Origin of the sequence: Kiloniella litopenaei, assembly GCF_000982415.1 — a bacterium.
GTDB classification, from domain to species: Bacteria; Pseudomonadota; Alphaproteobacteria; order Kiloniellales; family Kiloniellaceae; genus Kiloniella; species Kiloniella litopenaei.
In genome coordinates this window covers 345822-357972 of record NZ_LANI01000004.1, presented here as the reverse complement: position 1 = coordinate 357972, position 12151 = coordinate 345822, and the positions used below count along the sequence as shown (strand labels likewise).

Sequence of the window (12151 nt, the reverse complement as noted above, 5' to 3'; positions counted from 1 at the left end):
CGAAAATCGACGGGGTTTGTCAGCAATCTGAAGCGGGGTGTGTCCCCGCTTTTTTTTATTTCGATAGTTACCTATCTTTATTAATCCAGTGTCATTTTTATTAATCAAACAGAGCATCAATATCGTCTTGTGTAATGCCTTCGTTTTCTGCAGCAGGGCCATTCATAAGTTGATCATCGCCTTCTCGACCATCCTCTTTACCAACAGGAAGATCCATAAACGCTTCGGCACCCCAAATATTAATCATAGACACAATACGATCTTCAATAAATCGAAGCGTATTGATAATTTTTGTCATCCGCTGCCCAGTAATATCCTGAAAGTTTGATGCTTCAAGAATTGTGATGACATTATTTGCAATTTTGTCGCAAGCCGTTTGAACATCAGCATCATCGTGCATCAAGGCAGAAAGCTCATTAACAGTCGCTTCAATTTTTTCGTTTGCATCCAGAATACTGTTTGTTGCTGTTTCTGTCGCCATCACAATGGCATCAAGTTCGTTCGTTGATTGAGCGAAAGGATCATCAACATCATCTGGGTGCTTTATTTGGGCGATCTCTTTTTTCGTCTTACCAATCATCCGAACCATCTGAGCAATCTCAATCCGGACATCTTCCGCATCGTTAAAGCTTTTTTCTGCGTCGGTTTGTTGGGCAGATGATTGTCGAACCGCTGCATTTGACTGTCTAAGAGCTACAATTTCTGATCGTAATTCATTTATTGATTCAAACAGTTGCATGTTTGAGATCTTCGCATCAGGCGATAATCCTCTACGAAGTCGAACCCCTCGTTCCGCAGCATACTCTTTATTTGGTTCGGTTTTACTCATCATTTACTCCCAAAAATCCCCCGTATTCGATGAAAAAGATATCCGAACAAAATTAATGAAAATTGAATATGTCGTTATTTTAGAGATAAAAATTCATTTTTTTTTGACCAGTTGAACAAAATTTAGATCTTTGACAATAAGGATTAGTTGAACATATTGGCTTTTTGCCGCAACATATATAACCGAGTCCGATAGATTTCGGATCAAGGCAAAAACGATTTTTAAACTGATAAACAGGGATTGGGCTCTCAAATGAAGAAGCTATTCCAGACAGCAGCTGCGTCAATTATTGCATTAACGGCTGCAGCCGCTCACGCCGAAGATATCAAGCCAGCTGTGGTATTTGATATGGGCGGTAAATTCGACAAGTCCTTCAACGAAGGCGTTTATAACGGTGTTGAAAAATTCTCTAAAGAGACCGGCATTAAATATCGCGAGTTCGAGGTAACAAACCCTTCACAACGCGAACAGGCTATTCGCAAAATGGCCCAACGCGGTGCTGATCCGATCGTAGGTGTTGGCTTTGCCCAGGGGCCGGCGATTGAAAAGGTTGCAAAAGAATACCCTGATGTTCGTTTTACAATCATCGATTCTGTTGTTGATTTGCCAAACGTACAGTCTGTAGTCTTTAAAGAGCACGAGGGATCTTTCCTGGTTGGTGTTCTTGCGGCAATGGCTTCTGAAAACCAAAAGGTTGGTTTTATTGGCGGTATGGACATTCCCCTTATTCGTAAATTTGCCTGCGGTTATGCCCAAGGGGCAAAATACGCCGTTGGTTCCGCCGAAGTTTATAGCAATATGACCGGGACAACCCCATCTGCCTGGAACGACCCAAGTAAGGGTAGCGAGCTTGCGAAAAGCCAGTTCGATAAAGGTGCTGATGTGATCTTTGCCGCAGCTGGTGGTACAGGTATTGGTGTTTACCAAGCTGCTAAAGATGCTGGTAAATACGCCATTGGTGTGGATTCAAACCAAAACCATCTACAGCCAGGTACAATGCTGACATCTATGACCAAAGGTGTTGATGTTGCTGCATACAATGCTTTTAAAGATGCAATGGATGGCACATGGAAGCCAGGTCTTCATGCGCTGGGTCTTGCTGAAAATGGCGTAGACTGGGCATTGGATGACAATAACAAATCCCTTATTACTGACGCGATGAAAGCCAAAGTAAAAGAAGCACGTGATGGTATCGTTTCCGGTTCCATCTCTGTTCATGATTTCACATCAGATAACAGCTGCCCGGCACTGTAACCGGATAACTGATCTGAAATCAGAAAACTAAAATCAAGTACTAGGTTTTTCTATGAGCGTAGAACGCATCAAGACCCAAGGGTCTGAGGCGGTGGGGGGGCAATCAGCCCCCCCACCCTCTATTGAGCCCGCTATTGAACTGAAGGCAATCAGTAAAAGCTTTGGCCCTGTAAAGGCGAACCAAAACGTAGATTTAAAGGTTCTTCCGGGAACCATCCACGGCATCATCGGTGAAAATGGTGCCGGGAAATCAACGTTGATGAGTATCCTTTACGGGTTTTACGAAGCAGATAGCGGCGAAATTCTGATCAATGGACAAAAGAGAAAAATCCATTCTTCACGAGATGCGATATCCTTTGGCATTGGTATGGTGCATCAGCATTTTATGCTCGTAGAGACCTTTACCGTACTTGAAAACGTTATGTTGGGCGCCGAAGGTGCCCCGCTTTTAAACAAAAGCAGTCAATCTGCCCGGGAAGAACTTCTCAAGCTATCGAAAGAATACAGCTTGGCCGTCGATCCCGATGCGATGACAGGTGATCTCCCTGTTGGCCTTCAACAACGGGTTGAGATCCTAAAAGCCCTCTATCGTGGCGCTGAAATCCTCATTCTTGACGAGCCAACCGGTGTCCTGACACCACAAGAGACAGATCAGCTTTTCAAAATTCTTGATATCCTGCGCAGCCGCGGTGTGAGTATCATTCTCATCACACATAAACTTCAGGAGATTATGGCCATTACAGATCGCGTTTCTGTGATGCGTGCCGGGACGATGGTCTCAGAGCGCGAGACAGCTGAAACAAACAAAAACGAACTTGCCGAGTTGATGGTGGGCCGTAAGGTCCTTCTGGAAGTTGATAAAACAGATGCCAATCCGAGCGAAATCCTTCTGGAAGCAAAAAATCTGAGCTATAGCGAAGATGGTGTTAAAAAGCTCGACGATGTTTCCCTGACGCTAAAAGCAGGTGAAATCGTTGGGATCGCCGGGGTATCTGGAAATGGTCAAACAGAGCTGTTGGCTGCTCTCAGCGGTATTTGCCCTCTGCAAACCGGGTCAATCAAAATTGGGTCTGTGAAAATTGATTCCGACAATCCTAAAACACCAAAAGAATTTCGTGATTTAAGTGTCGGACATGTCCCCGAAGACCGTCACCGTATGGGTATGGTTACTGCTTTTAATGCGCAGGAATCAGCCATTATGGGTTTCCATGATGACGCGGCCTACAATGGCAAGTTCCTGATGGATAACAAAGCGGTCGAACAACACTGCGTTCGCTTGATGAAGGACTATGATGTTCGCCCCGAAGATCCAAAACTTAAATCGGCCAACTTCTCTGGCGGTAACCAGCAAAAGCTGGTTCTGGCCCGTGAAATGGATCGTCATCCGAAAGTTCTCTTGGTCGGACAGCCAACACGCGGTGTTGATATCGGGGCGATTGAGTATATCCACAAAAACCTGATCGCCATGCGCGATGCAGGATCTGCGATTCTTGTCGTATCCGTAGAGCTAGAAGAAATTATGTCCTTGAGTGATCGTATTCTTGTGATGTTTGAAGGCCGTATTGTCGGTGAAGTCGATGCAAAAGAAGCCGATGCAAGACAATTGGGACTGCTGATGGGGAATGCCGGTGCGCAAACCGAAGCAGCTTCTTCTGAAAACAACAGTAATAACATTCACTCAGAGGAGATCCCGGCATGAGTAGTCCGAGCAAAGCTCTTCCAGCCTGGATTGATGTCGGATTAATTCCTCTTATCAATATCTTATTGGCTTTTATCGTCTCTGGTATCGTGATTTTTATTATCGGCGAAGATCCTGTTGAGGCCGTCAAGATCATCGTATATGGCGCTTTTGGCAACGATTATAACCTTGGTTACACCCTCTACTATACAACCAACTTTATCTTTACCGGTCTGGCGGTTGCTGTTGCTTTCCACGCAAGCCTTTTTAACATCGGTGGCGAAGGGCAAGCCTATATAGGTGGTTTAGGTGTTGGCCTGCTCTGTCTTGCCCTTGATCAATACTTCCCCTTTTGGATCATTCTTCCGCTAGCGATTGCAGCTTCCGGTTTATTCGGTGCGGCCTGGGCTTACATCCCGGCTTACCTTCAGGCTTATCGGGGAAGTCATATCGTTATCACGACGATCATGTTCAACTTTATTGCCTTCAGTCTTATGAACTATCTACTGGTCAACATTCTGATAGAGCCTGGCCAGATGTCTCCTGAAAGCCGTGACTTTGCCGAAGTAGCCCATATTCCGACGATGCAACAAGCAGCAGCTTGGTTTGGCATCGAAATGTCAAATACACCACTGAACATGTCGATTTTTCTGGCTTTGTTGAGCTGTGTTTTTGTATGGCTCTTTATGTGGCATACCCGTTGGGGCTATGCCATTAGAATGCTTGGGTTTAACGAGAACGCAGCAAACTACAGCGGCATCAACACACAGCGCCTAATCGTTGGTACAATGTGTCTGTCGGGTGTGCTTGCCGGTTTTGTTGGCATCAATGAGATTATGGGAGTGCACCACCGGGTCCTACTCGATTTCACAGCAGGAGCAGGATTTACAGGTATTGCCGTGGCTCTAATGGGACGGAACCATCCCGTCGGTATTATTATTGCCAGCCTTCTTTTTGGTGCTTTATTTCAAGGTGGTGCTGAGCTTTCCTTTGAAATCCCGACTATTCAGGTGGAAATGGTCAAAGCTATCCAGGGTCTGGTTATCCTTTTCTGTGGTGCCCTGGCTTATATGGCAAGACCAACAGTAGAACGTATCTTTATAGCTATGATTGCAAACAAAGCAGTGGCAGGAGAACAGGCCAATGGATGATCTGTATCTTTTGCTTTTATCGACACTGGATTCAACGCTGCGCGTATCTGCTCCTCTCGTCCTCTGTGCCATGGCAGGGATCTTCTCTGAAAGATCAGGTATCATTGATATCAGTCTAGAAGGGAAGCTGCTTGGCAGCGCCTTTGCGGCGGCGGTTGTGGCCTTTGAAACAGGTTCTGCCTTTCTAGGCCTTGGCGCAGCTATCGTGACGTCTATATTGATGGGCTTATTGCATGGTTTTGCCTGTATCACCCACCGTGGCAACCAAGTGGTTAGTGGCCTCGCTATTAATATTCTGGCTTCAGGACTAACTGTTACACTAGGTGGTGCCTGGTATGGCAAAGGTGGCCAGACAGAAACGCTTAGCGGGGACGCTCGTTTTTCTCCTATCACCTTCCCCGGGGCAGAAGCACTTGTTGATGTTCCTGTAATTGGCCCTCTGTATATAGAGTTAATTAGCGGCCATAACTTACTGGTTTACATCGCCTTTCTGGCAGTTCCTGTTACGTGGTGGGTACTTTACAAAACCCGTTTTGGTCTTCGCTTACGCGCTGTTGGAGAGAACCCTCAAGCTGTCGATACCGCGGGTATTTCAGTAACATTCCTAAGATATCGATCTGTTATTATCGCCGGTATTCTTTGCGGTATTGCCGGGGCCTATCTGTCTACAGGGCAAAATGCGGCATTTGGTAAAGAAATGTCTGCCGGACAGGGCTATATTGCTCTTGCAGCGATGATTTTTGGCAAGTGGAAGCCTGTACCGGGTCTCCTTGCCTGTATGCTCTTTGGCTTCCTGGATGCCATGGCCGTACGTTTACAGGGCGTGGAACTCCCGGGTATTGGTGAGATACCTGTTCAGTTTATGCAGGCATTGCCTTATGTTCTTACTGTTATCCTGCTGGCTGGTTTTATCGGCAAGGCTGTTGCACCAAAAGCCATTGGCCGCCCCTATGTGAAGGAGCGCTAAGATGAAACAATCAGAAATCATTGCTCAACTGCGCGAAAACATGTCACGGGCCTATGCCCCCTACTCGAAGTTTCATGTTGGATCTGTTATAAGATCAACAGACGGGCAGTACTACAACGGATGCAATGTTGAAAATGCTGCCTATCCTCTAGGTGTATGCGCCGAAGGTGGTGCAATTTCGGCCATGATACAAAATGGCAGCCGGGAAATAGCTGAAATCTACGTCATGGGCGATGGCGATGCACTCGTTACCCCTTGCGGCGGATGTCGACAAAAAATCCGTGAGTTTGCCAATGCAAACACACAAATTCACATCTGTGGTCCCGAGGGACTGCGGAAAACCTTTACAATCGAAGATCTTTTACCCTTTTCATTTGGACCTGATAATCTGAATAAATGACAAACCCAACTCAATCCTCGAATGATGCTTTAGACATTATTCGGGGCCGCCTTAATGGCGTTATCCCAGAAGTAGCTATCATCCTCGGGTCAGGACTTGGCCCCCTTGTTGAAGCTGTAAAAGACCCAACGACAATTTCTTTTAATGATCTCCCCGGCTTTCCACGCCCCTCTGTAGAGGGACATGCCGGGTCTTTGATCCTTGGGCAAATCAACGGAACAGAAGTTCTCATTCTACAGGGCAGAAGCCATTATTATGAAAATGGTGACGCCACTGGCATGCTGACCGCAATTGAAACTATCAAAGGCATTGGCTGTAAACAGTTGATCCTGACCAATGCAGCCGGAAGCCTGTGCGAAGAAGCTGGCCCTGGCAGCCTGATGCTGATTACAGACCACATTAATTATTCCGGTATGTCGCCTTTGATTGGTGCCCGCGGGAATGACCGTTTTGTGGATCTGACCGATGCATACGATCCCACAATACGACAAGCCCTGAAAAATGTTGCAGATGAAAATGAGATCAAGTTGCACGAAGGTGTTTACATGTGGTTCTCAGGTCCAAACTTTGAAACACCAGCAGAAATAAGAGCTGCAAAAATTCTCGGCGCAGATGCTGTTGGCATGTCCACCGTACCCGAAGTGATCTTGGCAAGACGCGCAGGTATTCCAACCGCAGCAATGTCAATCATTACAAACTACGGCGCGGGCATGAGCGATACCGCTCTCACCCATGAACAGACCATGCGCAATGCTAAAATTGCCGCCGAAAATTTAATTAAACTGGTAAGCAATTACCTGAAGAGTTTAGGGTAACACCATGACAAAAAATGCAAAATTAGCTTTAAGCCTGTTGGACCTTACTAGTCTTTCTGCTGATGATACAAATGAAAGTATCAAGGCTCTTTGTTCGAAAGCAGTAACACCCTTTACCTCTGTTGCAGCTGTTTGCGTATACCCCCCTTTTCTTTCCGTCTGCCAGACGGAGTTAAAGGGAAAAGGTGTCAACTTTGCTGCCGTTGCCAATTTTCCTTCGGGCGATGAAGGGTTGGAGTCAGCAATTGCACAGACAAAAAACATCATCGCCCTTGGCGGTAACGAAGTCGATCTTGTTATCCCCTACAAAGAATGGATTGCCGGAAATAAAAACTCTGCGCCAGATATGATCCGTGCGTGTAAGGATGTTTGCGGTGATCAGGTTGCCCTCAAAGTCATTCTTGAAAGCGGTGCGTTTGAGAACATGGACAGTCTTTACGACTTGAGTGTTGCCGCAATTAACGCCGGGGCTGATTTTATTAAAACCTCCACAGGCAAAACAGACACTTCCGCCACTCTTGAAGCTGCTGAAACAATGCTTAAAGCCATTAAAGACAGCGGCAAAAAATGTGGTTTCAAAGCCTCTGGTGGCATTCGAACCCATGCGCAAGCTGTCGAATACATGGAACTGGCTCAAAATATTATGGGCGAAAGCTGGGTCTGTGCAGATAATTTCAGATTTGGCGCGAGCGGTCTTTTGAATGATCTGCTAGGTGTTTTGGGTCAAGCGACTGATTCTGAACAAAAAAGCACTTACTAATGTTGTTACCCCAGGAAGTCATTCGGAAAAAACGCGAAGGGCACGAGCTTAGCAGTGAAGAAATCGCTTATTTTGTCAAAGGGATAACATCCGGTGATATGAGCGACAGCCAAATCGCCGCCTTGGCAATGGCTGTGTTCTTTCAGGGGATGAGTAATGCTGAAACTGTCAGTTTAACCCAGTCCATGACAAAGTCAGGCGATACCATTGACTGGTCAGAATTACGGGATTCAGGTCCTGTGCTGGACAAACACTCTACAGGTGGTGTGGGTGACAAGCTAAGTTTGATGCTGGCGCCAATCATTGCTGCCTGTGGAGGGTATGTCCCCATGATCTCTGGTCGTGGTTTGGGGCATACTGGTGGCACGCTGGATAAGCTGGATGCAATCCCCGGATACCAGACATCAATTGATATTGACCGCCTGAAGTCCATCACAAAAACTGCAGGCTGCGCCATTGTCGGACAAACCGGTGACTTAGCCCCGGCAGACAAGCGGTTTTATGCCATAAGAGATATCACCGCAACAGTCGAAGCCATTCCCTTGATTACTGCGTCGATCCTGTCCAAAAAACTGTCCGCCGGACTGGATCGTTTGGTGATGGATATCAAGGTTGGGAGTGGTGCCTTTTCCAACACCTTGACCATGGCCGAAGAGTTGGCAGAAACCATCGTAAGCGTTGCTAATGGTGCTGGCTTACCCACCCGGGCTCTCATCACGGATATGGATCAGGTCCTCGGTTCATCAGCAGGAAATGCATTGGAAGTGAAAGAGGCATGGTCTTATCTGTCCGGTGAAAAGAAAGAGGTGCGGACAGACACAATCACCATGTCCTTGTGCGCCGAACTTCTCATTCTGGGCGGCTTGGCAAAAACGCATGATGACGCCCAGCATAAAATCATGGCAGTTCTATCCAATGGTAAAGCATTGGAACAGTTTCAGAAAATGATTACAGGTCTGGGCGGCCCAACAGACTTTTGTGAAAAGCCGGACAGCTATTTAAAATCAGCCAAGTATTGTGAAGACATCTATCTGGATAGATCAGGGTATTTGTCTGCGATGGATACCCGGGAAATCGGCATGGCCGTCGTTGCTCTTGGTGGCGGGCGCTCGAAACCCGGTCAGGAAATTGACCATGCTGTCGGTTTTGATCGTATTGTCCCATTGGGAACGCCAGTTGATTCAGGCATTCCAGTTGCCCGTATCCATGCCAACTCAAGCGATCAGTTAGAACGGGCAAAAACCCAATATCTAAATGGATTGACTGTCGCAGATAAAGCCCCAGATCAAGCCTCCCCCATCTTAAAGTTGATAGAGAATTAAAGTGTCTAGAGCATTCATATTATTGATGGATTCATTTGGCATAGGTGGTGCACCCGATGCTGAAAATTTTGGTGATACGGGTGCCAACACCCTGGGACATATTGCAGAACAATGTGCACAGGGCAAGGCGGATAAAAAAGGCATTAGGCAAGGCCCTCTTCGCTTACCCAATATGGAAAAGCTCGGACTGGGACATGCCGCCTTTCAAAGCACCGGTGCATATCCCAAAGGCTTTTCTCCCAACACCGCGGCGACAGGATTACACGGCGCGGCCAGTGAAATAAGCAAGGGGAAAGACACACCAAGCGGACATTGGGAAATTGCAGGGGTTCCCGTCAAGTTTGACTGGGGGTACTTTCCAAATGAGACACCTTGTTTTGAAAACGCTCTTCTGGATGACATTATAGAAGTTGGTGACCTGCCGGGAGTTCTAGGTCTTTGCCACGCATCCGGCACCGAGATTATTGCACGCTTTGGCCTGGAGCATATGACCAGCGGCAAGCCGATTATCTATACATCAGCCGATAGTGTTATTCAGATTGCAGCACATGAACAAAGCTTTGGCCTCGACAGGCTTATTGATCTTTGTGAAAAAATACGGGTTCTCGTTGATCCCTATAACATCGGACGTGTTATTGCCCGACCCTTTATCGGCGACACACCAGAGACCTTTGAACGCACAGGAAACAGGCGTGATCTCAGTGTCTTACCTCCGGAACCTACCTTACTGGATAAAGTAAAAGAAGCTGGTCGGGAAATGATCGCAATTGGCAAGATAGCAGATATCTATGCCCATCAGGGACCGACACAGGTAATTAAAGCATCAGGCCACGAGAACCTTTTCCAGCGCACATTGGAGCAGGTAAAAGAAGCTCCAAATGGCTCCTTGACCTTCACCAATTTCGTCGATTTTGACAGTCTTTATGGACACAGACGAGACGTGGTTGGCTATGCAGCAGCTCTTGAAGAATTCGACGGAAAACTTCCGATACTTATCTCTGCATTAAAAGAAGACGATCTCGTCGTTATAACTGCCGATCATGGATGCGATCCAACCTGGCCGGGCACCGATCATACTCGGGAAAACGTACCCGTGCTTGCTTTTGGCCCCAAAATCAAAGCGCAAAGTATCGGCATCCGAGACTGTTTCGCCGATATTGGACAGAGCGTAGCCTCCTTCCTGAACGTCGGCTCTTTAGAGGCGGGAAAATCATTTTTATAATTTCCGGCTTCTAAAAGCGTGAAAAGCAATGAAATACAAAAACAAGCGAGATATAAGATGGTTCTAAAAGCTGAATTACATGCCCATCTGGAAGGAACAGCTTCTCCGGACCTGGTGAAACGTCTGGCACAGCGTAATTCAATGAACCTGCCTGACGGACTTTTTGATGCCAAAGGAAATTACCGCTGGACGACATTTCTCGAATTTCTGAAAGCATATGATCTTGCATCTGCCGTGATCAAAACACCTTTGGATTACAGGGATGTCACATACGAATATCTCAAACAATGCGCTTCCGAAGGTGCCATTTATGTCGAGGTCATGTCTTCCCCGGATCACGCTGCTATGGCTGGAATGGGATATCAGGATCATCTGGATGGTATCATTGCCGGTATAGACGATGCAGAAAGAGATTTTGGTATTGTCGGACGTATTATCGTAACCTGTGTGCGCCATCTTGGGCCGGAACAGGCCACGGAAGTCGCAAAGCAAACGATTGCAGCCCCTCACCCCTATATTGTAGGTTTTGGCATGGGCGGCGATGAAAATGCCCATCATCCTTCTGATTTTTCCAAGGCTTTTCACATAGCACACGATGCCGGGCTAGCCTGCAATGTGCACGCAGGTGAAATGGCCGGACCGGACAGTATTATTGCCGCCCTTGACCACTTACCGATTAAACGTATTGGCCATTGCGTGAGATCAATAGAAGATCCCGATCTTGTCGCCCGCCTTATAGATGAAGATATAACCCTCGAAATATGTCCCGGCAGTAATATTGCCCTTGGCGTTTATCCCGATTTTAACGCCCATCCCTTCCTTAAATTGCACGATGCGGGGTGCAAAGTAACCCTGAGTTCTGATGATCCGCCATTCTTTCACACCTCAATCGGAAATGAATACGCCATCGCATCCCGGGAATTTAAGCTGAACGATCAGGAACTGCTTGATATCACAAAGTGTTCTCTGGAAAATGCCTTTGCAGATCAAGCGACCATAGACAAACTGCTGGCACGCCTATAGTTATGTGGCACATTCTTAATTTCAGTATCTGACGTATCTATGGCCAAGCTTTATTTCTACTACTCATCAATGAACGCAGGAAAGTCCACCGTTCTCTTGCAGTCCAGCTATAACTATCAAGAACGCGGTATGGGAACCCTGTTGTTCACGGCTGCCTTGGATGACCGTTATGGCAAGGGAAAGATCTCGTCACGAATTGGTCTACAGGCCGAAGCATTGATTTATGGCAAAGACGACGATCTTTTGCAGATGACCAAGGAAGAAATCAAACAACGGGAAGTTAACTGTGTTTTTGTCGATGAATCACAGTTTCTGTCAAAAGCTCAGGTTTATCAGATCAGCGAAATCGTTGATGACTTAAATATTCCTGTGCTGGCCTATGGTCTTCGAACTGACTTCCAGGGCAACCTGTTCGAAGGTAGCCAACAGCTCTTGGCCTGGGCTGATGTACTGCATGAGCTTAAAACCATTTGCCATTGTGGCAGCAAGGCGACAATGGTCATGCGCGTAGATGAAAACGGCACCCCCATTCAAGAAGGATCACAAGTGGAAATTGGGGGAAATGATCGCTACGTCCCCGTTTGCCGGAAACACTTTAAATTGGAAGTTCTTGAAAGAAAATAATTCTGTACACGAGATCCAAAAATTACACCTGATATTCAGGTATAATTAATATCTGTTGCATACCCTGACACCGCTCACTGAATAAAAATCTCTCGTTGCATAAGAA

The 12151-nt window shown here is 46.7% G+C and carries 12 protein-coding genes; 11 read left to right on the top strand and 1 reads right to left on the bottom strand.

Annotated elements, in window-relative coordinates:
* Positions 1–100 precede the first annotated feature (100 nt).
* Positions 101–832: a protein phosphatase CheZ gene (locus WH95_RS08140; protein ID WP_082114040.1), complete on the bottom strand. Its 732-nt coding sequence runs from the start codon at positions 830–832 to the stop codon at positions 101–103.
* 249 nt (positions 833–1081) lie between these two features.
* On the opposite strand from WH95_RS08140, the gene WH95_RS08135 reads away from it, so the two are divergent.
* The 11 genes from WH95_RS08135 to WH95_RS08085 are packed head-to-tail and all read left to right on the top strand — an operon-like array spanning position 1082 to position 12045.
* Complete coding sequence (locus tag WH95_RS08135) at positions 1082–2083, top strand: BMP family lipoprotein (RefSeq protein ID WP_046505346.1); 1002 nt, start codon at positions 1082–1084, stop codon at positions 2081–2083.
* A gap of 52 nt (positions 2084–2135) precedes the next feature.
* Complete coding sequence (locus WH95_RS08130; protein WP_082114039.1) at positions 2136–3782, top strand: ABC transporter ATP-binding protein; 1647 nt, start codon at positions 2136–2138, stop codon at positions 3780–3782.
* Positions 3779–4912: an ABC transporter permease gene (locus WH95_RS08125; RefSeq protein WP_046505343.1), complete on the top strand. Its 1134-nt coding sequence runs from the start codon at positions 3779–3781 to the stop codon at positions 4910–4912. The genes WH95_RS08130 and WH95_RS08125 overlap by 4 nt, the downstream gene beginning before the upstream one ends.
* Positions 4905–5879, top strand: coding sequence for an ABC transporter permease (locus WH95_RS08120; RefSeq protein ID WP_204247742.1), 975 nt, complete (start codon positions 4905–4907; stop codon positions 5877–5879). Before WH95_RS08125 ends, WH95_RS08120 begins: the two co-directional genes overlap by 8 nt.
* A 1-nt stretch (position 5880) precedes the next feature.
* On the top strand, positions 5881–6279 hold the full coding sequence (cdd, locus tag WH95_RS08115; protein ID WP_046505341.1) for a cytidine deaminase: 399 nt from the start codon (positions 5881–5883) through the stop codon (positions 6277–6279).
* A complete protein-coding gene (locus tag WH95_RS08110) occupies positions 6276–7094 on the top strand; it encodes a purine-nucleoside phosphorylase (RefSeq protein ID WP_046505338.1) in 819 nt (272 codons plus the stop codon). Before cdd ends, WH95_RS08110 begins: the two co-directional genes overlap by 4 nt.
* Before the next feature lie 4 nt (positions 7095–7098).
* Positions 7099–7854, top strand: coding sequence for a deoxyribose-phosphate aldolase (deoC, locus tag WH95_RS08105; protein ID WP_046505337.1), 756 nt, complete (start codon positions 7099–7101; stop codon positions 7852–7854).
* Complete coding sequence (gene deoA, locus WH95_RS08100; RefSeq protein ID WP_046505335.1) at positions 7854–9176, top strand: thymidine phosphorylase; 1323 nt, start codon at positions 7854–7856, stop codon at positions 9174–9176. Before deoC ends, deoA begins: the two co-directional genes overlap by 1 nt.
* 1 nt (position 9177) lies before the next feature.
* Entirely contained in the window at positions 9178–10398 is a 1221-nt protein-coding gene (locus WH95_RS08095) for a phosphopentomutase (protein ID WP_046505332.1), read from the top strand.
* Between the two features lie 57 nt (positions 10399–10455).
* Complete coding sequence (locus WH95_RS08090; protein ID WP_046505330.1) at positions 10456–11421, top strand: adenosine deaminase; 966 nt, start codon at positions 10456–10458, stop codon at positions 11419–11421.
* A 39-nt stretch (positions 11422–11460) separates the two neighbouring features.
* A complete protein-coding gene (locus WH95_RS08085) occupies positions 11461–12045 on the top strand; it encodes a thymidine kinase (RefSeq protein ID WP_046505328.1) in 585 nt (194 codons plus the stop codon).
* The last annotated feature ends 106 nt before the right edge of the window (positions 12046–12151 follow it).

What these genes read in the sequence shown, in the direction of transcription:
- WH95_RS08140 (WP_082114040.1), bottom strand. Translation starts at nt 832, where the DNA reads ATGATGAGTAAAACCGAACCAAATAAAGAGTATGCTGCGGAACGAGGG.
- WH95_RS08135 (WP_046505346.1), top strand. Translation starts at nt 1,082, where the DNA reads ATGAAGAAGCTATTCCAGACAGCAGCTGCGTCAATTATTGCATTAACG.
- WH95_RS08130 (WP_082114039.1), top strand. Translation starts at nt 2,136, where the DNA reads ATGAGCGTAGAACGCATCAAGACCCAAGGGTCTGAGGCGGTGGGGGGG.
- WH95_RS08125 (WP_046505343.1), top strand. Translation starts at nt 3,779, where the DNA reads ATGAGTAGTCCGAGCAAAGCTCTTCCAGCCTGGATTGATGTCGGATTA.
- WH95_RS08120 (WP_204247742.1), top strand. Translation starts at nt 4,905, where the DNA reads ATGGATGATCTGTATCTTTTGCTTTTATCGACACTGGATTCAACGCTG.
- cdd (WP_046505341.1), top strand. Translation starts at nt 5,881, where the DNA reads ATGAAACAATCAGAAATCATTGCTCAACTGCGCGAAAACATGTCACGG.
- WH95_RS08110 (WP_046505338.1), top strand. Translation starts at nt 6,276, where the DNA reads ATGACAAACCCAACTCAATCCTCGAATGATGCTTTAGACATTATTCGG.
- deoC (WP_046505337.1), top strand. Translation starts at nt 7,099, where the DNA reads ATGACAAAAAATGCAAAATTAGCTTTAAGCCTGTTGGACCTTACTAGT.
- deoA (WP_046505335.1), top strand. Translation starts at nt 7,854, where the DNA reads ATGTTGTTACCCCAGGAAGTCATTCGGAAAAAACGCGAAGGGCACGAG.
- WH95_RS08090 (WP_046505330.1), top strand. Translation starts at nt 10,456, where the DNA reads ATGGTTCTAAAAGCTGAATTACATGCCCATCTGGAAGGAACAGCTTCT.
- WH95_RS08085 (WP_046505328.1), top strand. Translation starts at nt 11,461, where the DNA reads ATGGCCAAGCTTTATTTCTACTACTCATCAATGAACGCAGGAAAGTCC.